Origin of the sequence: Oceanobacillus saliphilus (genome assembly GCF_023522835.1) — a bacterium.
Lineage (GTDB): Bacteria > Bacillota > Bacilli > Bacillales > Amphibacillaceae > Oceanobacillus > Oceanobacillus saliphilus.
This window is the reverse complement of the sequence record NZ_JALCZU010000002.1, coordinates 23,935-50,233: the sequence shown is the minus strand read 5'-3', so window position 1 is coordinate 50,233 and position 26,299 is coordinate 23,935. Positions and strand designations below refer to the sequence as shown.

Below are 26,299 nucleotides of genomic sequence, written 5' to 3'. Positions count from 1 at the left end.
GTTAACAAATATGAATATTATGTTAATTATTCTAGAAGGAGCCTGTGTTATTAATGAATATTAAAAAAAATCATGTAAGTGAGCAGGTTCTTACTTATTTACGGAAAAAGATAATGTTGAATGAATTAAAGGAGGGTGACCACTTAAAAGAATCCGAACTATCAAAGCGATTGAATGTTAGCAGGGGACCTATACGCGAGGCTATAGCAAAGTTAGAAGCTGAGAGATTAGTTGAAACGCCTTCAAATGGTAGAACAGTAGTTGGAAAATTTGATGTTAGGGCGATTAAAAATCTTTATGATAGTCGTATTTTATTAGAGAAGCATGCATTAACACAGATTGATTCGGAATCTTTAACTAAACATATTGATACATTAAATTTGTACATCAAGCAAATGCAGGACTCTCATACTGATGGAATAAGAGACGTCGAATCAGATATGGCTTTCCACGGTTTACTTGTAAAAATGACAGATAATCAAACACTCATTCAGTTATGGAATTCGTTAAATGGTTTGATTGAAACATTAATTGAAGTTACATCATCTTATATTTCCATACATCAGCAAGAGATTATTGAAGAGCACCAGGTTGTTGTTGATGCATTGAAAAAAGAAGAAGTTGAAAAAGCGCAAGAGCTACTAGCCATACATCTAGAGAATGCCTCTGATTATTACTGTCAAGCTATTAAGGAATTAAATTTAAAAGGAGTGAAGTAAAATGGCAACCGAAAAAGTAAAGTGTGCGATTATTGGATCAGGAAATATTGGTACAGACTTAATGTATAAGTTATTAAGAAGTGACAAACTGGAACCAACCGTAATGATTGGGATTGACTCAAATTCAAAAGGGTTAGCATTAGCTAAAGAACATGGATTAGTTCCTATATATACTGGGATAGATGGATTTGCAGAGCAAGCGCATTTAGCTGATATTGTGTTTGAAGCTACTTCTGCAAAGGCGCATACATATAACGCACCTATTCTTAAAAGACTAGGGAAGAAGGCAATTGATTTGACTCCAGCAGCTGTTGGACCGTTTATGGTACCTTCTGTAAGTTTAGATACTCATAATATTGAGGAATTGGATAACGTTAACATGGTTACATGTGGAGGACAAGCAACTGTTCCTATGGTCAAGGCAATTTCGGATGTAGTCGAAGTAGAATATGCGGAAATTGTTGCATCTATTTCAAGTAAAAGTGCTGGACCAGGCACTCGTCAAAACATTGATGAATTTACGGAAACCACTGCCAGGGCTTTAAAAGAAGTTGGTGGAGCAAAAGAAGGAAAGGCAATTATAGTTTTAAATCCTGCTGAACCTCCTATTTTAATGAGAAATACAATTTACGTAAAAATATCGGAATACTCTGATGAGATACATCAAAATATCTTGCAAAGATTAAACGACATGCTTGAAGTTGTACAAAGCTATGTGAAAGGATATCGCTTTAAAGCAGATCCAGTTATAAAAGATAATATTGTAACTGTTGCAGTCGAAGTAGAAGGAAACGGAGACTTCCTTCCGAAGTACTCAGGTAACTTAGATATCATTACATCTGCTGCGGTAAAGACAGCTGAAGTTATGACGGATTCGATGGTAACGAAAGGAGTATCACAATGACACAATCAAACAAAATAGTTTTTAATGATGTAACATTACGTGATGGAATGCATGCCATTTCCCATCAATATTCAGTAGAGCAAATTGCCCAACTAACAAAACTAATTGACGATGCAGGTGTTGATATTATTGAAGCCACACATGGAGATGGATTAGGCGGTAGCTCCATTCAATATGGTTTCTCTAAAGAAACAGAAAAGGACATTATTACCACCGCAGTGAAAAATGCAAAAAACGCAAAAATTGGAGTACTTTTAGTTCCTGGAATAGGTACAATCGAACACTTAAATAATGCAAGAGAATGGGGTGCATCAGTAGTTCGTGTAGCAACACATTGCACAGAAGCAGATGTTTCTGAACAACATATTAAAGCAGGAATAGATTTAGGGATGGATACAGTTGGATTTTTGATGATGTCACATCGTACAAAGCCTGAATTATTACTTGAAGAAGCTAAAAAAATGGAATCATATGGAGCAGGAACTATTTATGTAGTGGATTCTGCGGGTGCATTAACAATGGATGATGTAAGAAGTAGAGTATCGTTATTTAAAGAAAACTTACATACAAAAGTTGGTTTTCATGCACACAATAACCTCTCACTCGGTGTAGCCAATTCAATTGTTGCAATAGAAGAAGGAGCAGATAGAATAGACGCTAGCTTAGCCGGAATGGGTGCTGGAGCTGGGAATGCCTCTCTAGAGCAACTTGTTGCAGTAATGAATAAATTAGATATTCCACATGCAGTAGATTTATATAAAGTGATGGATGCTGCTGAATATGTGATGAAACCAATGATGAAAAGACCAGTTCAAATTGATCGATTAAGTCTGACACTTGGATATACAGGCGTCTATTCTAGCTTTCTCCTATTTGCAGAAAGAGCTGGAAAAGAATATGGTGTAGATCCACGTGACATCTTAACAAAAGTTTCAGAGATGGGTGCAGTTGGTGGACAAGAAGATTGGATTATCGGGGTAGCACAGGAATTGGCTAAAGAAAAAATAAACAAGAGCTAAGGGGGAAGTTTAAATATGAAAAAGATACTCTTTTTAATCATGGTAGTAGGTATGTCGGTTATGATTGCAGCTTGTTCAAGTGAAACTTCTGGAGATAATGGCGCTGAAGCAAGTGATGGTGAAACATTTGTGATTAAAGCAGGTCACGCAGCTTCACAAGATAACTTTCAAAACGCTTCGTTCGAAAAGTTTAAAGAGTTAGTTGAGGAAAATAGTGATGGTCGTATTGAGGTTGAAATCTATCCGAACAGCCAGCTTGGTGGAGAGAGAGAAATGATAGAGGCAATTCAATTAGGTAACCTAACAATGGCAGCGCCTTCAAGTGCGCCATTAGCATCATTTTCAAATGAAATGCTTTTATGGGATCTACCATATTTATTTCCAGATGCAGAAACAGCTCATCGTGTTTTAGATGGAGAAGTCGGGCAAAAAGTATTAGATTCATTAGAGGAAAATGGCTTAAAAGGTTTGGTATATTGGGAGAATGGATTCCGTCACTTTACAAATAATGTAAGACCTGTCTCATCTACTGATGATTTGGGTGGTATTAAAATGCGTACATTGGAAAATCCATTACAGGTTGAAGCATGGAATGCAGCAGGTGTAAATGCAACACCAATAGCATTTAATGAGCTTTATTCTGCATTACAGCAAGGTACAGTCGATGCACAAGAAACACCATTAGCATTAATGTATAACATGAAATATTATGAAGTACAAGATTACTTGACATTAACTGAGCATATGTATTCTCCATGGCCAGTAATTATTAGTCCAACTTTTTATGATAGTTTACCAGAGGATTTACAACAAGTTGTATTCGATGCAGCATTAGAGTCACGTGAATATAACCGTCAATTATCTGCAAATGATGAAGCGGCGGCACTTCAGTTATTAGTAGATGAAGGAATGGAAGTCGTTGAATTGACTGAAGAAGAAAAAGCTGGTTTCAAATCTAAAATGGAAGTCGTTTATGAGGAAATTGCTGAAAAAGCAGGTCAAGAACTCTTTGATGATTTAATGGGTGAATTAAATCAATAACCTAAGGATAACTAGGTAGTAAACGACTGCCTAGTTATCTTCATACATAGGATGGATGGTGAAAATCTATATGAGATACCTTAAGTCAATTCTAAATCATTTTGAAAAAGTGTTGATAACACTAAGTATGATTATCATGGTGGTATTAATTTTCATACAGGTATTTACAAGGTATGTAATGGGTGATGCGATGACTGGGACGGAGGAAGCGGCAAGGTATTTATTTATTTGGTTAATCTTTTTATCTATTGGGATTGGATTTTCAGATAAAGCCCACATAAGTATTGATATTGTGATAGATAGGCTCCCGATAGCAACACAAAAAGCATTAAGACAATTTGTATATATTTTGCTGTTTGGAATTTTTATTTTCTTTACATATCAAGGGTATTTATTAGTGGATAATATGATGGGCTTTGGTCAAAATTCAGCTACACTCCAAATCCCGATGTGGGTTGTATATTTATCATTGCCTATAGGTTTCCTCTTTGCATCTTTACGATTAATTCAAACATCGCTCAATCTATGGAAAGAAGATGATAAGGAGATGGAAGAGGAGGGACCAATACTATGAGTCCATCAATTATATTGTTTGGAACTTTAATTATTTTGCTATTACTATCTGTACCGGTAGGATTTGCACTTTTAATTGCTAGTTTATTTACGGTTCTAGTTAGTGACATTTCAATGCCTATTAACCTAATAACACAGGTTTTAATAACAGCAAATGATTCCTTTCCATTAATGGCTATTCCTTTCTTTATTTTAGCTGGTGCATTAATGGGGAGAGGTGGGATTTCTGAGCGCTTATTTAAGATTGCAAGTAGTTTTGTAGGGCATTTCCAAGGTGGATTTGCAATTGCAGCAATCCTGACAGCAATGTTTTTTTCAGCTATTTCTGGATCAGGTCCTGCCACAGTAGCTGCAATTGGAACCATTATGATTCCAGCAATGGTTTCTAGGGGATATAGTAGAGTTTTTTCTACTGCACTAATAGCTGCAGCGGGTACGATTGGTATTGTTATTCCTCCTAGTATTCCATTGGTAGTTTATGGTGTATCTGCTAACGTATCAATTGGTAATTTGTTTATTGCTGGTATTGTGCCAGGTATCATGATGGGGCTAAGTCTCATTATATGGGCAGTTTTTCATTCTAAAAAGAATAATTTTGCTGTTTCCGAGAAATCATCATGGAAAGAGCGTCTTAAAATGTTGAATCAAGGTAAAGGTGCTATTCTAATGCCTGTTATGATTTTAGGTGGTATCTATGGTGGCGTTTTCACACCAACTGAAGCAGGGGTAGTAGCTGTGGTTTATGCATTTGTTCTGAGTGGATTGATTTATAAGGAATTAAAATGGAGAGAAATGTTTTCTGTAATTTATCAGGGATCATTGACTACTGGTTCAATTATGATTATTGTGGCGGCAGCGGCTGTATTTGGACGTATTTTAGCATTGGAACAAATACCAAATCAAATTGCAACAACTATTATGGGTATTACCGAAAATCCAATTATATTTTTACTTTTAATAAATATATTATTACTTATTGTAGGTACATTTATGGAAACCATTGCTGCGGTAATTATTTTGACTCCGATTCTATTGCCATTGGCAACTGGATTAGGGATTGATCCTATTCACTTTGGTATTATTATGATTGTTAACTTAAGTTTAGGGTTTATTACACCACCACTTGGGTTAAATTTATTTGTTGCTTCGAGTATCTCAAAATTAAAAATTGAGAGGTTATCGATAGCGATCATTCCACCTTTTATTATCCTAATCATAACACTATTACTTATAACTTATATTCCAAGTTTATCTTTATTTCTCATATAACATGGTGAACACAAGGAGGAGAAAAAATGACAACACCATTTAAAGTAACGATAATTGATCACGAATGGGAAGATACAAATATAGAAGAAGAAATTGTAGCCTCATATACAACTAGTGAACAACCAATAGAGTTATCAATTTTACAATCACATGATAAATCTAAAATTGTAAATGCTGCTAAAAATTCAGATGCAATAATCATTATGTATGCAAATATTGACAAGGAAATATTAAAGGAAGCACCGAATTTGAAAATAGTTTCACGTTATGGTATCGGAATAAATATGGTTGATGTTGATGCAGCTACCGAAGCAAATACGATGGTTGCAAATGTAAATGATTATTGTGTTGATGAGGTTTCTGATCATGCGTTAGCCAGTATTCTTTCAGCTGCACGTCGCTTGATACCATATAATTATATGACAAGAAAAGGACAGTGGGACTTTAAACAAGTAGCTATTCCACTTCGCTCTAGTAAAGCATCTGTAGGATTACTAGGTTACGGAAAAATTCCTAGGAGACTAGCTGAGAAACTAAATGTAATTGGATATCAAGTGTATGCATATGACCCATTTGTAGATGGGGATACAATGAAAAGGGATAAAGTAGTTAAAGCAACTGTAGAAGAGATTATGAGGAATTGTGATTTTGTTTCAGTTCATGTTCCATTAATTGAAGATACTTATCATCTAGTAGGTGTAGAAGAACTGAATATGATGAAAAGAAATGCCTATATTATAAATACTGCTAGAGGTCCAATCATTGATGAGGTGGCACTGATTGAGGCATTAAAAGAAAACAAGATAGCTGGGGCATTCCTTGATGTAACAGAGAAAGAACCACTTCCATCTGATCATATATTAAGAACTTTAGATCAAGTAGTTTTAACCCCACATGCAGCTTGGTATTCAGAAGATGCATTTAAGGAAATCAGACAAAAAGCAATAATGAATGTAATTGAAGTTGCTCAAGGTAAATTACCAACCTATCATATTAACAAAAATGTATTAGTGAAATAATTGATTGCTAGAAGAGCGATGTCTATATCAAAAGGGATTTCGTGCTTCTTAATTAGATTAAACTAATGGACTGCCTAAAGTGCAACTAAGGATTAGAATGAAGGCCTCTCTGATAGTAGGTCAGTTTTAGGCTAGCATTCCACCCGGTACATTCAACGAGGCTCCTGTAATAGTGATTGCGAACTGCAGTAGCTCCTACTTCGGATAGTTCAAGCAGTCGTTTCATGGTTGTTTTCCAATATGCTTTTGCATAGCTTCTTGCTCCGTGTACTTGAAATATAATTCTTTATTGACAATATAATATATGGAGCAGCGCTTCTCGTTATTGTTCAAACCAAAAGAGAGGATTTACCAATAAATGGTGAAGCCTCTCTTTTTATTAATGAATATTTCTGTACAATCCAATTACTTTCCCCAATATAGTCACATTTGAGTATATCAGCGGTTCCATTGTGGCATTTTCCGGTTGCAGCCGGATGTGACCTTTCTCCTTGAAGAATCTTTTAACGGTTGCCTCATTATCTTCAGTCATAGCGACAACAATATCACTGTTATCGGCGGTGTTTTGCTGTTTAACAATTACCATATCGCCATCAAGAATTCCTGCTTCTATCATACTCTCACCATCAATTACAAGGACAAATAGATTGTCATCAGGACCGGCAGTGGAGCTGGGCAGTGGAATGAACTCTTCAATATTTTCAACAGCCGTAATTGGAATACCGGCAGTAACTTTTCCAATCACCGGTGCGTAGCGTGCCTCTTCTTTAGGGGTGTGGTTATCATCATTCTGGTCGATAATTTCGATTGCTCTTGGCTTGGTAGGGTCTCTGCGTATAAACCCTTTGCTCTCTATTCTTTCAAGATGGCCATGAACGGTCGAACTGGAAGCAAGACCGACAGCGACTGCTATTTCCCGGACGGATGGTGGATAACCCTTTTGTTTAACTTCACTTTTTATAAAATCAAGAATCATTTGTTGTCTTTTTGAAAGTTTTGTCATCTATTAATCACCTCTCACATAGGATTTACTAATGATAGTTTACCATTATATTCATCAAGAAGCAAACATTCGTTCTGAAAATTGTTGACAAGACCATATGTTCGATAGTATACTTTTGGTAAGCGAACAATAGTTCTAAAAAATGTAAGGAGGACTATAACATGTTTGAAAAAATTTCAAAAACGGATGCTTTTTATTTGGTTGCTTTTGCGTTATCATTAGGTTTTCTATACTTTTCGATTATCATAACCGCATAACTTTATTACATTTATAACGCGCGGGCTAAGCAAGAGGAACCAAAACGGGAAGATTGGGATAAACATCCCATAAATTTATAATCCTGCCCGACACCATCCAGTAGGGGAAAAGAACCTCGACTGGATGAAGTTTTCACTTTACAAAGGGGGCCTTGATTTGAACGCCATCATATACTGTCGTGTCAGCACGGACAAAAAGACACAGGAAACTTCATTGGCCCGGCAAAAGCAGGAATTACTGCGACTAGCGGATAAATATCATCTCAATGTCATTGAATGCATCGAAGAGCAGGTCAGCGGTTATGAAATTGATCGTGATGGTATTTTTGAAATGCTGGATTATTTTTCGAATAATAAAGCACAATGCTTACTTATCCAGGATGAAACAAGACTTGGAAGAGGAAATACAAAGATAGCCCTTTTTCATCAGCTTCAAAAATTAAACATTTCCATCTATACTGCGATACATGAGGGGGAACTCGAACTGGCTGAATCTGACTCCATGGTGCTTCAGATTGTGGGAATTGTAGAAGAATATCAGCGGAAAATTCACAATATGAAAATCAAAAGGGGCATGAAAAAGGCTATAAGCGAAGGGTACAATCCTAGACAAAATTTATCCAATATCAATCAAGCTCCGGGCAGGGAACGTATTTCCTTTCCAATCGAAGAAGTCGTTCGATTACGCAGCAATAACCTGACATTTGACGAGATTACAAAAACGCTGAATGGATTAGGGTATAATGTTTCCAAAGCAACCGTTCACCGGAGATACAGGGAATTTCAAAATACTTGAATATCCCATGGCGGTAGAGTAGGATAAAAAGGCAGGAAGATATCATTCCAGCCTTTTTAATTTTGGCTAAAAAAGTATAGACTCACCAACCTGCTTTCATGTAACTAAGGCTGTCACGGAAAGGCTCGGCTAAACCTTAGTTTTCCAATTAAATTTACCTGGAGGGTAATAAATGCTAGCAAAAGAAAAACTGGAGCGAATAAATATATTGGCAAAAAAAGCAAAAGATGTAGGCTTAACAGATAATGAAAAAGAGGAACAAAAAAAACTGAGACAGGAATATTTGAATAACGTCAGAAGTTCTTTCAAAAATCAGTTTAAAGGGATGACAGTTATTGATCCTGAAGGAAAAGATGTTACACCGCAAAAAGTACGAGATCTACAGGATAGAAATAAAAAACATTAGGAGATACTAATATAAATGAGTGATTAATGAATTATAATTAATTTGGGTGAAAAACTAATTAAGCTAAATCACTTGTTGCAAACGCTGTTTCATAATAGAATGTAAGTGGATACTTTATTTCCTTAAAATGAAAGGAGCAACAACTATGTCAGAAAAGATCGAACAGTTATCAGTTAATACGATTCGTACATTGTCTATTGATGCAATAGAAAAAGCAAATTCAGGTCACCCGGGATTACCTATGGGTGCAGCACCAATGGCATATACGCTTTGGACAGATTTTATGAATCACAATCCGAAAAGTTCAAAATGGTTTAATAGAGATAGATTTGTACTATCTGCTGGACATGGATCCATGCTGTTGTACAGCTTATTGCACTTATCCGGCTATAATGTCACAATCGATGATTTGAAAAACTTCCGTCAATGGGATTCAAAAACACCTGGACATCCTGAAGTAAACCATACAGATGGTGTTGAAGCGACAACTGGACCACTTGGACAAGGTATCGCTATGTCAGTCGGTATGGCTATGGCTGAAGCTCATCTTTCAGCTAAATTTAACAAAGATGACATGGCTGTTGTGGACCATTATACATATGCCTTAGTCAGTGATGGAGATTTGATGGAAGGCATCTCACACGAAGCAGCTTCATTAGCTGGACATTTAGGTTTAGGAAAATTAATTGCATTATACGATTCAAATGATATCTCGCTTGACGGTGAATTAAACCGTTCCTTCTCTGATAATACAGATCAACGTTTTAAAGCTTATGGATGGCAGGTCATTCAAGTGGAAGACGGCAACGATCTGAATGAAATTAGAAAAGCAATTAAAGAAGCACAAGCAAATACAGAACAACCTACTTTGATTGAGATTAAAACAATCATCGGTTATGGTTCGCCAAATAAATCTGCTTCCGCTTCCTCTCACGGTGCTCCACTTGGATTGGATGAAGTGAAGTTGACAAAAGAGTATTACAAATGGACACATGAAGATTTTCATGTACCTGAAGAAGTTTATGATGACTTCAATGAAAAAATCGTAAAAAATGGTGCTGAAAAAGAAGCTCAATGGAATTCATTAGTTGAGAATTATAAAGAAAAATATCCAGAGCTTGCCCAAGAGTTTGAACTTGCATTGAAAGGCGAACTTCCTGCTGGTTGGGAAAAAGACCTTCCAGTTTACCAGCCGGAAGATAAAGCGTTGGCAACTCGTGCATCTTCAGGAGAGGTTCTCAATGCGATTGCGAAATCAGTACCTAATTTCTTTGGAGGAAGTGCTGATTTAGCAGGTTCCAATAAAACAACAATGAACGGTGAAGCTGATTTCTCCCGCAAAGATTATTCAGGCAGAAATATCTGGTTTGGTGTACGTGAGCATGCTATGGGCGCAGCCTTGAATGGGATGGCTTTACATGGTGGATTAAAAGTATTTGCTGGTACTTTCTTTGTATTCAGTGACTACTTAAGACCTTCAATCCGTTTAGCTTCTATCATGAATGTTCCTGTAACCTATGTGTTTACACATGATTCTATTGCTGTAGGGGAAGATGGCCCAACACATGAACCAGTGGAACACTTGGCAGCTTTACGTGTCATCCCAGGCTTATCATTGATTAGACCTGCAGATGGAAACGAAACACAAGCAGCTTGGAGACTTGCTGTAGAATCCAAAGATCAGCCAACTGCTTTAGTCTTGACAAGACAAAATCTGCCTAATCTTGAGGGTACAAAAGAGAATGCGTATGAAGGTGTTAAAAAAGGTGCTTATGTTGTAAGTGCATCTGAAAAAGAAACCCCAGATGCATTATTACTTGCTACAGGTTCTGAAGTACAGCTTGCTATAGAATCGCAAAAAGCCCTGAAAGAGAAAGGAATCGATGTAAGAGTAGTAAGCATGCCTTCATGGGATCGTTTCGAACAACAGGATGAGTCATACAAAAATGAAGTGATTCCACCGCAAGTTAAAGCACGTGTGGGTATTGAAATGGCTTCATCATTTGGATGGGCACGTTATGTTGGAGATCAGGGTGCAATCATTGGAATTGATCGTTTCGGCGCTTCAGCGAATGGTGAAAAAGTAATGGAAGAATATGGGTTTACCGTAGAAAATGTAGTAAACCATGTAGAAAAAGTACTAAACTAAAAATACAGATGGTTCCCAATGGGAGCCATCTTTTATGTTGGTGACGATGATATTTCCCTAGAAGCTCGCCGTCAATAAATATATCTCTTCTCAATCGACAAAAGTAGTTAAAATTTGCATTAAAATATGACAAGTTTTTGTTGAATCAATCCTTATAATAGAAGGTATGAGAGGAGAGATAGAAATGGATGAGTACTCTATTTATTGGGTAAAAGAAGAAGTAGCGAGAAATTACTTTCACAAAAGTGATATCCTTTTTCGTTTTTTGAAAGAATATGAAGCTGACCCGGCCAGAAGGGATCTGAAATCCCAATATTTATACATTACTCGTCAGGTTCAATTTCATGAAATAATGTCTTTCTTAAATAAAAATAAAGTAAAAAATATAACTGTCCATTCAGTAGGGCAAATGATATATATCAAAAGGAAAGATCAGGTCATTCTGCTTCAGGTTGAAAACGGATTACTGAATTTTAGTTGTAATAACTTGCAGGAGGCTGTTATGCTTTTATTTCCGATGCTTCGCGAATTTCATCCCTATTTATTCGTACAAGGAAAAAATGTGCCAAATTATGGCTGGATTTCCCCCATCTTACAAAAATCGCGCGCCCAGGTAAGACAAGTATTGTATTCTTACCGTTAATTTAATATACTATAAAAGAGACAACACGAAGGAGGAAGTTCTAGAAATGAGCACTATTTGGGTCGTACTAATTGCTATAGCAGCGTTAATCGCTGGTGTTGCTCTTGGGTTTTTTATTGCAAGAAAATATATGATGAACTACTTGAAAAAGAATCCACCAATTAATGAGCAAATGCTTCGAACATTAATGATGCAAATGGGACAAAAACCATCCCAGAAGAAGATCAATCAAATGATGCGTGCAATGAATAATCAATCAGGTAAAGAATAGTCATTATATTAATTACAATGATAAATAAATGATTGCACAACACCTCTACGTCCTAAAACTGGAGGTGTTTTTATTTGAGGATGGTAAGATAGTAAGTTGAAATTAAATATTCTGCATATTTTACCATAAGAATAATATTCAGCTTTTTGTCAAAAACAATTCGTTTCTTTTATCCTGTTATCTGTTAGAATAGGACTGATAGGAGGATTTATATGTCAGAAATAAATATTTTTCTCGCATTTGGGGCTGGATTCTTATCGTTTATTTCCCCTTGTGTATTGCCACTATATCCAGTGTTTTTATCTTATATAACTGGCATGAGCGTAAGTGAAATAAAAGATGATAACAAAAAGGTCAACAAAAAAGCAATAATACATACCATCAGTTTTCTAATCGGTTTCTCCAGTATCTTTATCATGATAGGGTTTACTACTACCTATATTTCAGAATTTCTGATGACTTACCAGGATTTAATCAGACAGATCGGGGCAATTTTAATTATATTCTTTGGCCTTGTTATAGTCGGTGTCTTAAATTTTGAATTTCTGATGAAAGACAGAAAAATACATTTCAAAAACCGACCAGCAGGATTTTTTGGCTCCTTTATTATCGGGATGGCTTTTTCCTTGGGATGGACACCATGTACAGGACCGATTTTAGCAATAGTCCTTTCTTTGGCAGCTACCAATCCAGATATCGGCATGGTTATGATGATCAGTTATATTTTAGGTTTCTCGATTCCATTCCTGCTCTTATCCCTATTTATCGGGAAGCTAACGTGGATCAAGAAACATAGTGCTCGAATCGTTAAAATTGGCGGATGGGTCATGATATTTATGGGGATCGCGCTGTTCTTTGACTGGATGACAAAACTTACTGCATTTCTGGCAGGGTGGTTTGGATTCTACGGATTTTAATGGTGTAACGTAATAAATTATCATAAGCAATTCAATAAAAGAAAAATATTATTATAGGTGGGATCTAGCTTGGCGAAAATTCTTATTGTCGACGATGCTAAATTTATGAGAAATAACCTTACTGTAATTCTGGAAAAAAACCAGCATGCTATAGTAGGAGAGGCCGAAAATGGTAAAGATGCTATCGCGTTATATAAACAGCATCAGCCTGATTTGGTGACAATGGATATTACAATGCCAGTGATGAACGGTATCGATGCTATCAAGGAAATCAAGTTAATAGATCCTGATTCAAAAATTATCGTATGTTCGGCTATGGGGCAGCAAAAGGTTGTCGTGGAAGCTATCGAAGCAGGAGCACAGGATTTTATTGTGAAGCCCTTCGATGAGAATCGTGTAATGGAAACCGTTAACAATGTTCTGACAAAGCTTATCGATTAACAGATTAAAGATAGATGTTTATGAGAGAGTGATTCCTATGTTTTGGTTAGTGGCAAGTACAGCTGTTGCTGCATTTATGGCGGCAGTAATGATTGTTGTCCGTATAAGGGCGTCAAAAAAACCAGCTACAGTAAAAAAAATAATTTTGCCACCTCTTTTTATGAGTACTGGTGCGCTGATGTTTCTATTTCCTGTATTCCATATTTCCTGGATACAAATGATGGAGGCATTTCTGCTTGGAATGATTTTCTCTATATTTCTTATCAAAGCATCCAGATTTGAAATTCGCGGTAATGATATTTTTATGATTCCTTCAAGGGCTTTTCCATACATACTGTTTGGCCTTTTACTAGCAAGAATCATCATTAAGTTAGTTATAGGCAGTTACATATCGTTTGGGGAAACGAGTGGGATGTTCTTTATGCTTGCATTCGGCATGATTATCACCTGGAGGATAGCGATGCTCTATCAATTCCTTCAATTAAAAAATGCGCTTAACATAGGTTAAGCGCATTATTTTTGCCTATATTTAGTTTCCCAGTTTTCAGTATAGTCCGCTCTAGATAAGTCAAATAGATGTTTATAAGGCGTGATGTCTATTTCTTTTTGGTTTAACTTTTTTATTAGGAATTTATGATCCCTTTTTGGTGTGGCCAGAATATATCCTTCAATTAAGGTAGACTGAGTAATCTGATCCATTTCTTTTTTTAAAGCAATTTCACCAATTTTACTGGCTATTCTGTGTCTTGCTACATCCCTGAACAGTTCGGGTACTGGAGATACTAATTCTTCCAATAGTTCTTTTTCTTCATCCTTCCATAGATGTCTGCTCTTTTCCATATAGTATTCTTCCCAGTCCATAACGGATTTACCGTCATCTTTTGGCAATTTTTTCAAAAACTTACGAAACATGAAGTAACCACCGATTGCCATCAGACTAATTAGAAAAAATCCCCACAATACGATCAATACTGACATTTTTTCACCTAATTCTAATTTGTAATTAAAAAAATTTTTATGAAAATTGCTTAATATTTTAATAATGAATGTATTTTTTCAGAGTTTTATAGTAAGATTACTAGTGATTATTAATTATTACCTATCCTTTTATTATAATGTCAAAGAAGCGCATAAACAAGTATCATATTTTTTTCGTTACCTACATATTATATAGAAAATAGACTTTAGGAGGGGAACAAGCTATGGAAATAAACAATAGTGATGAGAAATCTCCAAAATTCGATAAGAAATCTGATAGTCAGCTGCTTCATATTGAGAGTTTTGCGGAACTCCCCCTTGAATTTCTTAAATGGATTGAAAGGAATACTGATGGCGTATTTGTCTTGGCGAATGAAGAAGGACTTTTGTTATATGTAACTTCATCCATCGAGAAGGTACTAGGTTATAAGGCATCGGATCTAATCGGAACATACTGGTATGAAAAAGCATTTGAGAAGGACGTTAACTATGTAAGAAAAGAAGTAATGGAAAATATGAAGAATGGTAAAAATTTACATTTAAATGTTCTCAATAACGATGGAAAGGTAAAAGTACTGGAGTGCACGATTGACAAATACGTTGACAATGAAAGTGGTAACCGTTATGTACTTGTTTATCTAAGTGACGCAACTTATAAGAAGGAAACAGAGGAGATGATGATACGTTCGGAAAAGATGAATATTGCCGGCCAATTGGCTGCAGGCATAGCGCATGAAATTCGTAACCCACTAACCTCACTAAAGGGCTTTCTACAGTTACTTCAGGCTGGGGGAAGTCATAAGGAAGAGTATTTTAATATCATGATTGATGAAATTGATAAGATAGAATCCATAACATCAGAACTGTTATTTATATCCAAACCATTAACCGAAGTCAAAAATACCAATAGTATCGAGCGTATGATTGATGATGTAGTTGTACTGTTGGAACCACAGGCAAAATTAAAAAATATTGAACTTGTCATTAAAAAACCGATTCAAGGAGAAATTGTCTGTGACCGTTCACAGATTAAGCAAGTTTTGATTAATTTAGTTAAGAATGCGATTGAAGCAATGGATGAAGCTGGTAAAATCACACTTTCTGCAGAAGATTTTCCGGATAAAGTGGAAGTTTGTATTAGTGATGAAGGCGCTGGTATACCGGACGAGATTCGCAACAAATTATTTGAGCCATTTTTCACGACGAAGGCAAACGGTACAGGGCTTGGTCTTTTAATTACAAAACAAATTCTAGAAACGCATGAAGCTCACATGGTTATTAAAACAAATAAAGACAGGGGAAGTACATTTCAACTCGTGTTTCGTAAATCGGATTCAAAATAACTATTGATAACTTGTTTTTAAGAGCTTTTTGTTTTCATATAAGTAAAAGTTATCATTTTACATAAGTTTTTTATATAGGGCTAATACTCGCCAATCATTTGTTTTATCTCATAGAATCCTATATTATTAGAATTGAGGTTTAGATTAATTATTGTTGTAATGAGAGAGTTTTGTGAAACGGGAAAACTATGTCGAAATGTCGCCTCACATGGAGTAGGCATTTGACAGTAAGAAGCAAATGAAAGGGGTAACAATATGAGTGACAGCAACGTGTACAATTCAAAGAAACAGTTTAATTTAAACGGCAATACATACAACTATTACCGTTTAAAAAGCCTTGAAGAAGCTGGTGTCGGTAAAGTAGGGCGATTGCCATTTTCAATCCGTGTTCTTCTGGAATCTCTTTTGCGTCAGCATGATGGTCGTCAAATTAAAGATGAACATGTAGAAGCATTGGCAAAATGGGGCACAAATAAAGGAAGAGCTTTAGATGTTCCGTTTAAACCTTCCAGAGTAATTTTACAGGATTTCACGGGTGTACCAGCTGTAGTTGACCTTGCATCGTTAAGAAAAGCAATGGTTGATCTAGGTGGAGAACCGAACAGAATTAATCCTGTAGTGCCAGTTGATCTTGTCATTGACCATTCCGTACAGGTAGATCAATATGGTACAGCAAATGCACTTAAAGCGAATATGGACTTGGAATTCGAACGTAATGGCGAGCGTTATGAATTTTTAAACTGGGCCCAAAAAGCGTTTGATAATTATCGCGCTGTTCCACCTGCAACTGGAATTGTCCACCAGGTAAACCTGGAGTATATAGCAAATGTTGTTCATGGAGTTGAGAATGAATCTGGCGAGTATGATGCATTTCCAGATACATTGGTAGGTACTGATTCCCATACAACAATGATTAATGGTTTAGGCGTTCTTGGATGGGGTGTCGGTGGTATCGAAGCAGAAGCTGGAATGCTTGGACAACCATCCTATTTCCCTGCACCGGAAGTTATTGGAGTGAAGTTTACTGGGAAATTTCCAAATGGAACAACAGCTACTGACTTAGCACTGAAAGTAACACAAGTACTTCGTGAACAAAACGTTGTTGGAAAATTTGTAGAGTATTTTGGTCCTGGACTCAAAGATATGCCACTGGCAGATCGTGCTACTATATCCAATATGGCCCCTGAATATGGAGCTACTTGCGGATTCTTCCCTGTAGATGAAGAATCATTAAGCTATCTTCGTCTGACTGGTCGTAGTGAAGAGCAAATCAACTTAGTGGAAACGTATTGTAAAGAAAATGATTTATGGTATTCACCAGATCAAAAGGATCCTGACTATACGAAAGTAATCGAAATCGATCTTTCCCAATTGGAACCAAATCTTTCCGGACCAAAACGTCCACAGGATCTAATTGCTTTATCAAATATGAAAAAAGAATTTAATAAAGCAATTACAGCTCCTGAAGGAAATCAAGGTTTTGGAATGAAAAAATCTGAATTTGATAAACAAGTAATCATTCAGCATCCTGAGGGCAATACATCAACAATGAAAACCGGTGCACTCGCCATTGCAGCCATTACATCCTGCACGAATACATCCAACCCATATGTTATGCTAGGAGCGGGCTTAGTAGCTAAAAAGGCTGTAGAAAAAGGTCTGAAGGTACCTGATTATGTTAAGACTTCATTGGCGCCAGGTTCCAAAGTTGTTACCCGATATCTGGAAGATGCAGGGTTACAGACGTATCTTGATCAATTAGGATTCAATCTTGTTGGTTATGGTTGTACAACATGTATTGGTAACTCTGGTCCACTACGTGAAGAAATCGAAAAAGCGATTGTGGACAGTGATCTAATTGCTTCATCTGTTTTATCAGGAAACCGTAACTTCGAAGGCCGTATTCACCCATTAGTGAAAGCTAACTATTTGGCATCACCTCCACTCGTTGTAGCATATGCATTGGCAGGTACGGTGGATATTGATTTGACAAAAGAGCCACTTGGGACTGATGCAGATGGTAATGAAGTTTACATGAATGATATTTGGCCAACAATGGAAGAAATCAAACACGAGGTTCAGAGTGTAGTTACTCCGGAAATCTTCCGTAAAGAATATGAAAATGTATTTGACTCAAATGAAAAATGGAATGCTATTGATACAACAGATGAACCTATATTTGAGTGGGATAGCGAATCAACATATATTCAAAATCCTCCATTTTTCGAAGGTTTGGAAACAGAAGCAGGAAAAGTTGAACCATTAAACAACTTGCGTGCAATTGGATTATTTGGAGATTCCGTTACAACAGATCATATTTCACCAGCAGGAGCCATCGCGAAAGATATGCCGGCAGGTAAGTTCCTACAGGAAAAAGGAGTTTCTCCAAGGAACTTTAACTCCTATGGTTCCCGCCGTGGTAACCATGAAATAATGATGCGTGGTACGTTTGCGAATATCCGTATCCGCAACCAGCTTGCACCAGGCACAGAAGGTGGTTACACTACTTACTGGCCTACTGGTGAAATTATGCCTATCTATGATGCAGCAATGAAATACCAGGAAAATGGTACTGGCCTTGTTGTTATGGGTGGAAAAGATTATGGAATGGGATCTTCCCGTGACTGGGCAGCCAAAGGTACGAACCTATTAGGAATCAAAACAGTTATTGCTGAAAGTTTTGAGCGGATCCATCGTTCAAATCTCGTCATGATGGGTGTTCTTCCATTACAATTTGAAAAAGGACAAAGTGCTAAAAAACTTGGCTTAACTGGTAAGGAAACTTTCAATGTGGAAATTGATGAAACTGTATCTCCACAAGACATTGTCAAAGTTACTGCGACAGATGAAAATGGAAAAGTAACCGAATTTAACGCTGTGGCACGCTTCGAGAGTGAAGTTGAAATTGATTATTATCGCCATGGTGGTATATTAAGAATGGTACTCCGTGAAAAATTAAAAGCATAAATAAAACTTGTAATAATACTCCGTGCAGCTTTGCCGGAGTATTATTTTTGTGGATATATGTAATAAAAAATTTTTCTGACCGTTATTATGTAGGATGTTTACTTAGGGGACAAATAACAAATGACAATTTTAGTAACAATAAGCTTTTTCTCTTTACAAATTCCTCATTAATACATACGATTAATAGGAGAATTCTTTCAAATAAATGTTCTTTAATGGGGGACAAGATATTGTTTAAAAAGATGTTTGGATTAACAATATTATTAGTTTTAGTTGGAATTGTAATCGGAAATTTTATTGAAAATCAGTATGAGAATAAATCAACAGAGCCTAATATATATAATGTTACTGGTGACCCGAATGCACAAGGTGGTGCAATTGCTTCTCCGGAGAGTGTAGGTATAGAGCCGGGAGAGGTAGCTCCTGATTTTGAACTGGAAACGCTTGATGGAAGTCTGATTAGGCTTTCTGATTTACAAGGTAAAAAAGTAATCCTCAACTTCTGGTATACATGGTGTCCACCATGCAGAGAGGAAATGCCTGAAATGCAGAAGTTTTATGATGAATATGGTGATGATGTTGAGATAGTTGCAGTAAATTTGACTGAAATGGAAAAAAGCGAACAGGATATACATGATTTTATTGATGAGTTTTCATTTACCTACACCGTTCCATTAGATCGGGACTCGAATGTATCGGATCAATATAAAATATATGCGGCACCAACTTCCTATTTTATTGGTACAGATGGAATTGTTCAACAGCCAAGATGGATTGGTCCAATGGAATATGAGTTTATGGAAGAAATGGTAAACGGATTAAATTAATTCAATCTATTATAAAATTTAAAGTTTTTGGCAATACTCTTTTTAAAAAGGGTGAATTGTCATGTCTCTAAAGAAGAAAATGAGTTTTGATGAATTGGTTGCCGAAAACAGAAAACAAATTTTGCAGGATCGCATACTGATGGAGAAAATTGAAAATAATATGGATATGCGAATGCAAAAGACGATAAAGAAAACGAATGAGAATTAATTAGAAATGGCTGCCTTCCATTATATTGGAGGTAGCCGTTTCTTTGTATAGGAATTAAATTTAAAGCAAAAATAAGCATATTCCATGATAGAAAGGAGTTATAATATGCCTGATAAAAACTATCAGCCAAAACCTGATGATCGTAGTGACAATGTAGAAAAACTGCAGGATATGGTACAAGACACCATTCAAAATATTGAAAAAGCCCATGAAACAATGCAATTCTCAAGTGGTCAGGAAAAAGAGCAGATTGCTGCCAAAAACAAGCGAAGAGAAGAAGCGATTGAAGGGTTTCGAGAAGAAATTAAAGATGAATATCATCATAACCAAAATGATTAATCATAGAAACCTCAAATCATTGTGCTGATTTGGGGTATTTTATTTGCAGATAGGAAAATCGACATGGCGACTGAGACGGAGACCCGATCTAATTGAAATAGTTAAAAATTAACCCAAATAAATCGATTGCAATCGCTCTTATCAAACGGCTTGCTGGTAGCCAAGTTTTCGATTAGCTCTACTGAAGCTAATTTAGCTATTATTTATTCATTTTATGTTACGATAAAAAAAGTACAGAAAATAGGGGGAAGTACCATTGCTGAAATTGAGAACACCAATTGAAGTCAGATATCAGGAAACAGATCAAATGGGAGTTGTCTATCATGCTAACTATTTAGTTTGGTTTGAGATTGGAAGAACTAAATATATTGAAGAACTAGGTTTTAGCTATGCAGAGATGGAAAAACATAATGTTGTGTCTCCTGTTCTGGATGCACAGCTCACTTATAAGAAACCGGTTCGGTATGGTGATGAAGCGTACGTAGAAACATGGCTAGAATCATATGATGGTATTCGAACAGTATATGGCTACCATATACTGGATGCTGAAGGAGAAATCGCTGTAAGTGGATCTACAAAGCATACAGTCGTCAAAAAAGATTCTTTTCGACCAATATCTTTAAGAAAATCATTTCCTGAATGGCATCATGCTTATCTCAGACAGATCGAAGGAGAATAGCTATGGCTTTTGGATTGAAGAGAAGTGAATTACTTGCATGGAAGAAAAACGTGGAAGATGGAAAAATAGACTTTTTGACCCATTACTGGCTTGATGACCGATTTCCCGGATGCAAGACGGTTACAAAGGTAGGCTGCAGTGATCTGGATAAACTGAAAGCATGGGGGAAAGGTTATGGCCTAAAGGAACAATGGATTCACATCGATGAGAAATATCCACATTATGATTTATTTGGTGAATCTCAGAAGTCGATACTAAAAAAGGAAAATAAGTGGGATCAAATAGAAAGGTTTAGATTATAAAAAGGCGTCTGCTTAGACGCCTTTTTATTGCTTAGGAAACTATAAAATTTTAATGATGTGGATAACTTAGTTATCGAAACAGCCACGTCCAGCTCCAGCTCCCAGGGACTAGCGAGACTTCCCTCACCTCCGTACGATAAGTCAACATCGGCTCCCTTCAGTCGCCGTGTTTCCTTTATCTCCTACGGCTCAGTCCAGTCCGTTCGTCCCTAACCGGGCGCTTGCGCTTTTGTTCATCAAACATATTTTAAAACCGGTTCTTCACGAACATCATCAAACCCTATCTCTAAATCGCTCTCTTCAAAATACCATAAATCGGAATCCTCAATAAAAAATGTTATGCCTTCGACGGTTGAAGAAGTATGAACCGAAAGTGGTTGATCCTTCTTAATCCCGAGAGAAAATCCAGGGATTTTGCCACCGACTCCTCCATATCTAACAAAAAAGCGTAATTCTTCGGCATCTTCAATGTCCAGTTCCTCTTTATACCAATTGGCTGCTTCACTACTGATATCAAGTTTCATTTGAGCAACTCCCTTTTAAGTTTTAAAATCACTTGTTGCGTTTATTCGTTTTTTCGGGAACAAAATCCACGCCACCAGGGTGAAGCGGGTGGCATTTGCTGATTCTTCTTATGGTTAAATAAAATCCTTTTATTGCACCAAATCGTTTGAATGCTTCGAGTCCATATTCCGAACAGGTTGGATAAAATCTGCATGTTGAAGGTGTAAAAGGACTAATTGCTGCACGATAAAATTTGATAAGGCCAATAAATAGATATTTCATCTTTCAACTACTCATTTACTGGTGCTAATTTATCGTATTTTATTGAGGCGATGGCATCATGCATGTGGATGGATTCTTCATTTCTGCATGACACTTGAAATTTTGTCACAAATGGCATTTCGTATAGATCGGCAGCAACAAGGCGAACGATATCTTCGACAAAGCGGGGATTTTCATACGCGTGTTCCGTTACCATTTTTTCATCCGGTCGTTTAAGCACAGGGTGCAGTCTTGCGCTTGCATTACTTTCAGCCGCTTCAAGTAGTGCTTCTTTCCAATCTATCTTCTTCTCATCAAACTCATCGGCTAAAGAAATTTCCATCATTACTTCACCGCGCTGATTATGAGCACTATACTCACTGATTTCCTTGGAGCATGGACATAAGGTAGTTATGAGGGCGGACAGGGAAACAGTCGCTGAATAACCTTTTGATTGATCATAGCTTACACGAATAGTAGCTTCAGCATGATTAAGACCTGTCAGTCCTGAGCTCGGACCTTTCCTTTCAAAGAACCAAGGAAAGGAAACTTCTATTACTGCATCTTTTTGTTCAAGCCGTTCAGCCAATTCTTTTGTAAATTTATTCAGATTTTCTATCGTGACAGTAAAGCCGTGTTCATGATAGTTATTCAATTGCTCCATAAAACGGCTCATATTCGTACCTTTACTTGTATTCGTTAGACTGGACGAGAATTTGAAAGTCCCTATACTTGTCTGGAACGCTGGATTTATATTACTTTCGATTGAAATTGGATATTTAACATTTGATATGCCAACAACATCTAGATGAAATAAAAAATCTTTCTTCGTATTTTGTAAGTCAGCCATTCGACTTTTCTCGATTGGCTTCGTCTTTTCAGCAGGCTGCACAGAGCCGAATAATTTATGTCTTTGTTCTTTTGCAGGTAATTGTTTTAGCGGGAATACTTTAGTTTGCTGCATACCATAGGCCCCTTTCCACAGGTGAAATGCTAACCATAGCCTATGCTGATGGTTATATGATTAATCTTCAGTATACTGAATGAACTATTATTATTCAATTTATTGAATTTTATTGATGAAAATCTACATCCATTTTATTTTTGGTTCGGTTCCATTTTTAATTCGTTTAATATTTTCTTTATGACGGTAAAAGACGAATGTAGTCAGCAATGAAATAACGATTATTAGTCCAATATCATTTAAAAATAAGGATATTACGACGGTTACAACACCTGTAATCATCGATGATAGAGATACATATTTTGAAAAATACAAAGTGACCAAAAATGTAGCAATCGTAATGATAAACAGCAATGGGTAGATTCCTAAAATAATACCAGCTGATGTCGCAACCGCCTTTCCTCCTTTAAATTTTGCAAAAAGAGGGTATGTATGGCCAATAACTGCGAAGACACCAATTGCCAGTGTGTAAACATCAGCACCAAAAAACAGGGGAATCAATGTAGCGATGGTACCTTTTAAAATATCTGCCACTGTAACGATAATGCCTGCTTTGATTCCGAGCACCCTAAATGAATTTGTTGCTCCTAGATTTCCACTTCCATGCTCCCGTATATCAATTTTGTATCCAATCTTTCCAACGATTAAGCCCGATGGTATGGATCCTAATAAGTATGCAATGATAGCGAATAGAATATAATCCATTGTTCTTCCTACTTTCAATAATAATTAGATACTTCACATTTAATAGGTATGAAAAGCTCTACCGCTATTTTAGCATGAACTACCAAGATAAAGAACCAAAAATATTTAGTAATAAGTTACATTACGAGCCATCTTACTTTATTTGGTTTATTATTTGATAGAGAGGGTATTTTTTAAAAAATAGGGAGGCCGGAAATGATTGAATTTAAAAATGTGACTAAAATATATGACGATGGTACAGAAGCAATTAAGGATTTTTCTCTGGAAGTAAGAAAAGGGGAAATCATGACAATAATTGGTCCAAGTGGCTGCGGGAAAACGACAACGATGAAAATGATTAATCGGCTGATTGAGCCGACATCAGGATCTATATACATAAACGATAAAAATATCAAGGATTATAATATACATGAATTACGATGGAATATTGGGTACGTTCTCCAGCAAATTGCTTTATTTCCACATATGACGATTGAAGAAAATATTTCTATCGTTCCTGAATTGAAAAAGTGGAGTAAAAAAGATATCGAAAGAAGGAGTCATGAATTATTGGAAATGGTTGGGTTGGATCCGTCCATTTACAAACAAAGAATGCCGAGCGAGCTTTCCGGTGGGCAGCAGCAGCGTATCGGGGTCATTCGCGCCCTGGCCGCAGATCCTGATATTATCGTAATGGATGAGCCCTTCAGTGCACTCGATCCTATAAGCCGGGTACAGTTACAGCATGATATTAAAAAATTGCAAAAAGAAATCAAAAAAACGATTGTCTTTGTAACCCATGATATTGATGAAGCACTTAAATTAGGAGATCGTATCTGCTTCATGCAAAAAGGTAGAATTGTGCAGTTGGATGAGCCAGAGCAATTAGTTATGAACCCAGGGAATGAATTCGTCAAAGACTTTCTAGGAGATCGAAAGTCCCCATGGCAAATTAGTGTTGACAGTATTTTAGATCAACATACAGCTTATATTATTCCAACCGCCGATGATCATACGAATATCTACCCTACAGAAGGAACTTTTGTATTGGAGGATGAAAACAAATACTATAAAGGATTTATAGTAAACGGGAAAATGATTAATGCGAGAACACTTGAAAGTAAAATGACATTGTATGATGCTGCTGAAATCCTAAGTAGCAGTGACCAAAATCTATTTCCGGTCTTAGAAGGTGAAAAATTAGCTGGTGTATTAACTTATCAAAGAATAATTGAATATTTAAGAAGCAAAACAGGTAAGGAAAACGGGGTGATTCGTCAATGAATGAATTTATAACCGTTTTTCAGAATAGGCAGGATATGCTTTTGGAATCAACTCTGGAACATTTGCAAATCTCGATGATATCACTGATTATCGCCATCATTATTGCTGTTCCTCTTGGTTTGTATTTAACCAGGTATCCAAAAGCAGCTGAACCAGTAATCGGCACTTCAGCTGTACTGCAGACCATTCCGAGCCTTGCAGTGTTGGCATTTTTAATACCTTTTTTCGGCATTGGTACGACACCAGCAATTATTGCTCTCGTTTTATACGGCCTGTTACCTATCCTTAGAAATACGTATACCGGGATAAAAGAAGTAGATCCAGCTTTGAAGGAAGCGGCAACGGGGATGGGAATGAATTTTCTTAAACGATTGACAAAAGTGGAGCTTCCAATTGCGATGCCAGTCATCATGGCAGGTATTCGGACTTCCATGGTGCTCATTGTCGGGACAACAACCATTGCTGCGCTGATTGGAGCAGGTGGTTTGGGAGATATCATTCTTTTGGGCCTGGATCGTGGAGCTGATGTTAATTTAATTTTACTTGGTGCTATTCCTGCTGCATTACTGGCAATCCTTTTAGATCTAATATTGAGATTGTTTGAAAAAATATCCAGGAAAGCCGGAATTAAATCATTTATAGCGATGCTTATTATAGCCGTACTTATTGTATTAACTCCCTTTATGTTTAATGATTCCAGACAGCCTGACCTTGTAATTGGTGGAAAGATGGGATCGGAACCTGACATATTGATCAATATGTACAAATTATTAATCGAGGAAGAAACGGGTCTCCATGTTGGTCTAGAACCAAATCTCGGAAAAACCGCATTCGTTTTCAGTGCACTTCAGCAGGGGAGCATCGATATTTTTCCTGAGTTTACTGGGACAGCCATTGTCACTCATTTGGAGGAACAGGCCCAAAGCAATGATGCACGAGATGTATATGAACAGGCTAAGCAGGGAATGAAAGAAGAATTTGGCATGGAACTCCTCGAGCCAATGGATTTCAATAATACGTATGCGGTAGCTACTACAGAAGAAATGGCGGAGCAGTATGGCCTCCAGGAAATTGGAGACCTGAAGCAGATTGAGAATGATATAACTGCAGGTTTTACACTTGAATTCAATGACCGTTATGATGGATATGTAGGCATGCAGGAAGTTTATGATTTGGATATTGCCGATATTAAGACGATGGAACCGGGAATCAGGCAAAATGCTTTGTCAAATGGTGAAGTGGATGTGATCGACGCTTATGCAACCGACAGTTATATGATAGAATTGAATCTAGTAACACTGGATGACCCGGAAAATCTTTTCCCGCCTTATCAGGGCGCTCCATTAATGAGGGATGATACACTTGAGGAATATCCTGAACTGGAAGGTATTCTTAATCAACTCAGTGGAAAGATAACAGATGATGAAATGCGACAAATGAATTACCAGGTGGATTATGAGGACAGATCTCCAAATGAGGTGGCAAGAGAGTATTTAGTAAATGAAGGTTTACTTGATAACTAAAGGAGGATG

30 protein-coding genes are annotated in these 26,299 nt (G+C 36.8%); 24 read left to right on the top strand and 6 right to left on the bottom strand.

Annotated features, from left to right (window positions below):
- Positions 1 to 53: 53 nt before the first annotated feature.
- The 7 genes from MN204_RS03340 to MN204_RS03310 all read left to right on the top strand — a co-directional run bounded on the left by MN204_RS03340 (position 54) and on the right by MN204_RS03310 (position 6,544).
- Complete coding sequence (locus MN204_RS03340) at positions 54 to 719, top strand: GntR family transcriptional regulator (RefSeq protein WP_249869673.1); 666 nt, start codon at positions 54 to 56, stop codon at positions 717 to 719.
- Between the two features lies 1 nt (position 720).
- Positions 721 to 1,623, top strand: a complete 903-nt coding sequence (locus tag MN204_RS03335; protein ID WP_249869672.1) for an acetaldehyde dehydrogenase (acetylating) — start codon at positions 721 to 723, stop codon at positions 1,621 to 1,623.
- On the top strand, positions 1,620 to 2,642 hold the full coding sequence (gene dmpG, locus MN204_RS03330) for a 4-hydroxy-2-oxovalerate aldolase (protein WP_249869671.1): 1,023 nt from the start codon (positions 1,620 to 1,622) through the stop codon (positions 2,640 to 2,642). Before MN204_RS03335 ends, dmpG begins: the two co-directional genes overlap by 4 nt.
- Positions 2,643 to 2,657: 15 nt before the next feature.
- Positions 2,658 to 3,683 carry a TRAP transporter substrate-binding protein gene (locus tag MN204_RS03325; protein ID WP_249869670.1) on the top strand — a complete coding sequence of 342 codons (1,026 nt, stop codon included), beginning with the start codon at positions 2,658 to 2,660 and terminating at the stop codon, positions 3,681 to 3,683.
- Between the two features lie 70 nt (positions 3,684 to 3,753).
- On the top strand, positions 3,754 to 4,257 hold the full coding sequence (locus tag MN204_RS03320; protein ID WP_249869669.1) for a TRAP transporter small permease: 504 nt from the start codon (positions 3,754 to 3,756) through the stop codon (positions 4,255 to 4,257).
- Entirely contained in the window at positions 4,254 to 5,525 is a 1,272-nt protein-coding gene (locus MN204_RS03315; protein WP_249869668.1) for a TRAP transporter large permease, read from the top strand. Before MN204_RS03320 ends, MN204_RS03315 begins: the two co-directional genes overlap by 4 nt.
- Before the next feature lie 26 nt (positions 5,526 to 5,551).
- Complete coding sequence (locus MN204_RS03310) at positions 5,552 to 6,544, top strand: C-terminal binding protein (protein ID WP_249869667.1); 993 nt, start codon at positions 5,552 to 5,554, stop codon at positions 6,542 to 6,544.
- 379 nt (positions 6,545 to 6,923) lie between these two features.
- Here MN204_RS03310 and lexA read toward each other — a convergent pair whose 3' ends face one another.
- Entirely contained in the window at positions 6,924 to 7,547 is a 624-nt protein-coding gene (gene lexA / locus MN204_RS03305; protein WP_249869666.1) for a transcriptional repressor LexA, read from the bottom strand.
- A 414-nt stretch (positions 7,548 to 7,961) separates the two neighbouring features.
- Between lexA and MN204_RS03300 the strand changes: the two genes are divergently transcribed.
- From MN204_RS03300 to MN204_RS03265, 8 genes are all read left to right on the top strand, one after another.
- On the top strand, positions 7,962 to 8,600 hold the full coding sequence (locus MN204_RS03300) for a YneB family resolvase-like protein (protein WP_249869665.1): 639 nt from the start codon (positions 7,962 to 7,964) through the stop codon (positions 8,598 to 8,600).
- Between the two features lie 172 nt (positions 8,601 to 8,772).
- Positions 8,773 to 9,006: a DUF896 domain-containing protein gene (locus MN204_RS03295; RefSeq protein ID WP_249869664.1), complete on the top strand. Its 234-nt coding sequence runs from the start codon at positions 8,773 to 8,775 to the stop codon at positions 9,004 to 9,006.
- Between the two features lie 145 nt (positions 9,007 to 9,151).
- Positions 9,152 to 11,155: a transketolase gene (gene tkt, locus MN204_RS03290; RefSeq protein WP_249869663.1), complete on the top strand. Its 2,004-nt coding sequence runs from the start codon at positions 9,152 to 9,154 to the stop codon at positions 11,153 to 11,155.
- Positions 11,156 to 11,339: 184 nt separating this feature from the next.
- Positions 11,340 to 11,798, top strand: a complete 459-nt coding sequence (sirA, locus tag MN204_RS03285) for a sporulation inhibitor of replication protein SirA (RefSeq protein ID WP_249869662.1) — start codon at positions 11,340 to 11,342, stop codon at positions 11,796 to 11,798.
- Positions 11,799 to 11,844: 46 nt separating this feature from the next.
- A complete protein-coding gene (locus tag MN204_RS03280) occupies positions 11,845 to 12,069 on the top strand; it encodes a YneF family protein (protein ID WP_067728923.1) in 225 nt (74 codons plus the stop codon).
- 212 nt (positions 12,070 to 12,281) lie between these two features.
- Entirely contained in the window at positions 12,282 to 12,986 is a 705-nt protein-coding gene (locus MN204_RS03275) for a cytochrome c biogenesis CcdA family protein (RefSeq protein WP_249869661.1), read from the top strand.
- Positions 12,987 to 13,055: 69 nt separating this feature from the next.
- On the top strand, positions 13,056 to 13,427 hold the full coding sequence (locus tag MN204_RS03270) for a response regulator (protein WP_306798577.1): 372 nt from the start codon (positions 13,056 to 13,058) through the stop codon (positions 13,425 to 13,427).
- A 37-nt stretch (positions 13,428 to 13,464) separates the two neighbouring features.
- Complete coding sequence (locus tag MN204_RS03265; RefSeq protein WP_249869660.1) at positions 13,465 to 13,935, top strand: CcdC family protein; 471 nt, start codon at positions 13,465 to 13,467, stop codon at positions 13,933 to 13,935.
- Between the two features lie 5 nt (positions 13,936 to 13,940).
- On the opposite strand, the gene MN204_RS03260 is transcribed toward MN204_RS03265, so the two are convergent.
- The gene (locus MN204_RS03260; protein ID WP_249869659.1) at positions 13,941 to 14,405 is read right to left on the bottom strand and encodes a DUF2621 family protein; all 465 of its coding nucleotides are present in this window, start codon (positions 14,403 to 14,405) and stop codon (positions 13,941 to 13,943) included.
- A gap of 224 nt (positions 14,406 to 14,629) precedes the next feature.
- Here MN204_RS03260 and MN204_RS03255 point away from each other — a divergent pair, with 224 nt between their 5' ends.
- From MN204_RS03255 to MN204_RS03225, 7 genes are all read left to right on the top strand, one after another.
- Positions 14,630 to 15,748: an ATP-binding protein gene (locus tag MN204_RS03255; RefSeq protein ID WP_249869658.1), complete on the top strand. Its 1,119-nt coding sequence runs from the start codon at positions 14,630 to 14,632 to the stop codon at positions 15,746 to 15,748.
- A 255-nt stretch (positions 15,749 to 16,003) separates the two neighbouring features.
- Entirely contained in the window at positions 16,004 to 18,715 is a 2,712-nt protein-coding gene (gene acnA / locus MN204_RS03250) for an aconitate hydratase AcnA (protein WP_249869657.1), read from the top strand.
- A 230-nt stretch (positions 18,716 to 18,945) separates the two neighbouring features.
- The gene (locus MN204_RS03245) at positions 18,946 to 19,542 is read left to right on the top strand and encodes a TlpA family protein disulfide reductase (RefSeq protein WP_249869656.1); all 597 of its coding nucleotides are present in this window, start codon (positions 18,946 to 18,948) and stop codon (positions 19,540 to 19,542) included.
- 61 nt (positions 19,543 to 19,603) lie between these two features.
- On the top strand, positions 19,604 to 19,750 hold the full coding sequence (locus MN204_RS03240) for an FbpB family small basic protein (protein ID WP_249869655.1): 147 nt from the start codon (positions 19,604 to 19,606) through the stop codon (positions 19,748 to 19,750).
- 105 nt (positions 19,751 to 19,855) lie between these two features.
- Positions 19,856 to 20,089 carry a small acid-soluble spore protein Tlp gene (tlp, locus tag MN204_RS03235; protein WP_249869654.1) on the top strand — a complete coding sequence of 78 codons (234 nt, stop codon included), beginning with the start codon at positions 19,856 to 19,858 and terminating at the stop codon, positions 20,087 to 20,089.
- Between the two features lie 256 nt (positions 20,090 to 20,345).
- Positions 20,346 to 20,768, top strand: coding sequence for an acyl-CoA thioesterase (locus MN204_RS03230; RefSeq protein WP_249869653.1), 423 nt, complete (start codon positions 20,346 to 20,348; stop codon positions 20,766 to 20,768).
- Positions 20,769 to 20,770: 2 nt separating this feature from the next.
- On the top strand, positions 20,771 to 21,070 hold the full coding sequence (locus MN204_RS03225; RefSeq protein WP_249869652.1) for a hypothetical protein: 300 nt from the start codon (positions 20,771 to 20,773) through the stop codon (positions 21,068 to 21,070).
- 236 nt (positions 21,071 to 21,306) lie between these two features.
- On the opposite strand, the gene MN204_RS03220 is transcribed toward MN204_RS03225, so the two are convergent.
- From MN204_RS03220 to plsY, 4 genes are all read right to left on the bottom strand, one after another.
- Complete coding sequence (locus MN204_RS03220; RefSeq protein ID WP_249869651.1) at positions 21,307 to 21,594, bottom strand: HesB/YadR/YfhF family protein; 288 nt, start codon at positions 21,592 to 21,594, stop codon at positions 21,307 to 21,309.
- A gap of 28 nt (positions 21,595 to 21,622) precedes the next feature.
- The gene (gene yidD / locus MN204_RS03215) at positions 21,623 to 21,856 is read right to left on the bottom strand and encodes a membrane protein insertion efficiency factor YidD (RefSeq protein WP_249869650.1); all 234 of its coding nucleotides are present in this window, start codon (positions 21,854 to 21,856) and stop codon (positions 21,623 to 21,625) included.
- Positions 21,857 to 21,863: 7 nt separating this feature from the next.
- Positions 21,864 to 22,799, bottom strand: a complete 936-nt coding sequence (folE2, locus tag MN204_RS03210; protein ID WP_249869649.1) for a GTP cyclohydrolase FolE2 — start codon at positions 22,797 to 22,799, stop codon at positions 21,864 to 21,866.
- A gap of 123 nt (positions 22,800 to 22,922) precedes the next feature.
- Positions 22,923 to 23,504 carry a glycerol-3-phosphate 1-O-acyltransferase PlsY gene (gene plsY, locus MN204_RS03205; RefSeq protein ID WP_249869648.1) on the bottom strand — a complete coding sequence of 194 codons (582 nt, stop codon included), beginning with the start codon at positions 23,502 to 23,504 and terminating at the stop codon, positions 22,923 to 22,925.
- Between the two features lie 195 nt (positions 23,505 to 23,699).
- On the opposite strand from plsY, the gene MN204_RS03200 reads away from it, so the two are divergent.
- Entirely contained in the window at positions 23,700 to 24,767 is a 1,068-nt protein-coding gene (locus MN204_RS03200) for an ABC transporter ATP-binding protein (RefSeq protein ID WP_249869647.1), read from the top strand.
- A complete protein-coding gene (locus tag MN204_RS03195) occupies positions 24,764 to 26,290 on the top strand; it encodes an ABC transporter permease/substrate-binding protein (protein ID WP_249869646.1) in 1,527 nt (508 codons plus the stop codon). Before MN204_RS03200 ends, MN204_RS03195 begins: the two co-directional genes overlap by 4 nt.
- Positions 26,291 to 26,299 lie beyond the last annotated feature (9 nt).

Bases quoted from the DNA above. Each gene is read 5' to 3' on its own strand.
- MN204_RS03240 (WP_249869655.1), top strand. From the start codon at position 19,604: ATGTCTCTAAAGAAGAAAATGAGTTTTGATGAATTGGTTGCCGAAAAC.
- MN204_RS03275 (WP_249869661.1), top strand. From the start codon at position 12,282: ATGTCAGAAATAAATATTTTTCTCGCATTTGGGGCTGGATTCTTATCG.
- MN204_RS03280 (WP_067728923.1), top strand. From the start codon at position 11,845: ATGAGCACTATTTGGGTCGTACTAATTGCTATAGCAGCGTTAATCGCT.
- MN204_RS03310 (WP_249869667.1), top strand. From the start codon at position 5,552: ATGACAACACCATTTAAAGTAACGATAATTGATCACGAATGGGAAGAT.
- MN204_RS03225 (WP_249869652.1), top strand. From the start codon at position 20,771: ATGGCTTTTGGATTGAAGAGAAGTGAATTACTTGCATGGAAGAAAAAC.
- lexA (WP_249869666.1), bottom strand. From the start codon at position 7,547: ATGACAAAACTTTCAAAAAGACAACAAATGATTCTTGATTTTATAAAA.
- MN204_RS03260 (WP_249869659.1), bottom strand. From the start codon at position 14,405: ATGTCAGTATTGATCGTATTGTGGGGATTTTTTCTAATTAGTCTGATG.
- folE2 (WP_249869649.1), bottom strand. From the start codon at position 22,799: ATGCAGCAAACTAAAGTATTCCCGCTAAAACAATTACCTGCAAAAGAA.
- MN204_RS03255 (WP_249869658.1), top strand. From the start codon at position 14,630: ATGGAAATAAACAATAGTGATGAGAAATCTCCAAAATTCGATAAGAAA.
- MN204_RS03315 (WP_249869668.1), top strand. From the start codon at position 4,254: ATGAGTCCATCAATTATATTGTTTGGAACTTTAATTATTTTGCTATTA.
- sirA (WP_249869662.1), top strand. From the start codon at position 11,340: ATGGATGAGTACTCTATTTATTGGGTAAAAGAAGAAGTAGCGAGAAAT.
- MN204_RS03195 (WP_249869646.1), top strand. From the start codon at position 24,764: ATGAATGAATTTATAACCGTTTTTCAGAATAGGCAGGATATGCTTTTG.
- tlp (WP_249869654.1), top strand. From the start codon at position 19,856: ATGCCTGATAAAAACTATCAGCCAAAACCTGATGATCGTAGTGACAAT.
- MN204_RS03220 (WP_249869651.1), bottom strand. From the start codon at position 21,594: ATGAAACTTGATATCAGTAGTGAAGCAGCCAATTGGTATAAAGAGGAA.
- MN204_RS03295 (WP_249869664.1), top strand. From the start codon at position 8,773: ATGCTAGCAAAAGAAAAACTGGAGCGAATAAATATATTGGCAAAAAAA.
- MN204_RS03265 (WP_249869660.1), top strand. From the start codon at position 13,465: ATGTTTTGGTTAGTGGCAAGTACAGCTGTTGCTGCATTTATGGCGGCA.
- yidD (WP_249869650.1), bottom strand. From the start codon at position 21,856: ATGAAATATCTATTTATTGGCCTTATCAAATTTTATCGTGCAGCAATT.
- acnA (WP_249869657.1), top strand. From the start codon at position 16,004: ATGAGTGACAGCAACGTGTACAATTCAAAGAAACAGTTTAATTTAAAC.
- dmpG (WP_249869671.1), top strand. From the start codon at position 1,620: ATGACACAATCAAACAAAATAGTTTTTAATGATGTAACATTACGTGAT.
- MN204_RS03320 (WP_249869669.1), top strand. From the start codon at position 3,754: ATGAGATACCTTAAGTCAATTCTAAATCATTTTGAAAAAGTGTTGATA.
- plsY (WP_249869648.1), bottom strand. From the start codon at position 23,504: ATGGATTATATTCTATTCGCTATCATTGCATACTTATTAGGATCCATA.
- MN204_RS03200 (WP_249869647.1), top strand. From the start codon at position 23,700: ATGATTGAATTTAAAAATGTGACTAAAATATATGACGATGGTACAGAA.
- MN204_RS03340 (WP_249869673.1), top strand. From the start codon at position 54: ATGAATATTAAAAAAAATCATGTAAGTGAGCAGGTTCTTACTTATTTA.
- tkt (WP_249869663.1), top strand. From the start codon at position 9,152: ATGTCAGAAAAGATCGAACAGTTATCAGTTAATACGATTCGTACATTG.
- MN204_RS03335 (WP_249869672.1), top strand. From the start codon at position 721: ATGGCAACCGAAAAAGTAAAGTGTGCGATTATTGGATCAGGAAATATT.
- MN204_RS03325 (WP_249869670.1), top strand. From the start codon at position 2,658: ATGAAAAAGATACTCTTTTTAATCATGGTAGTAGGTATGTCGGTTATG.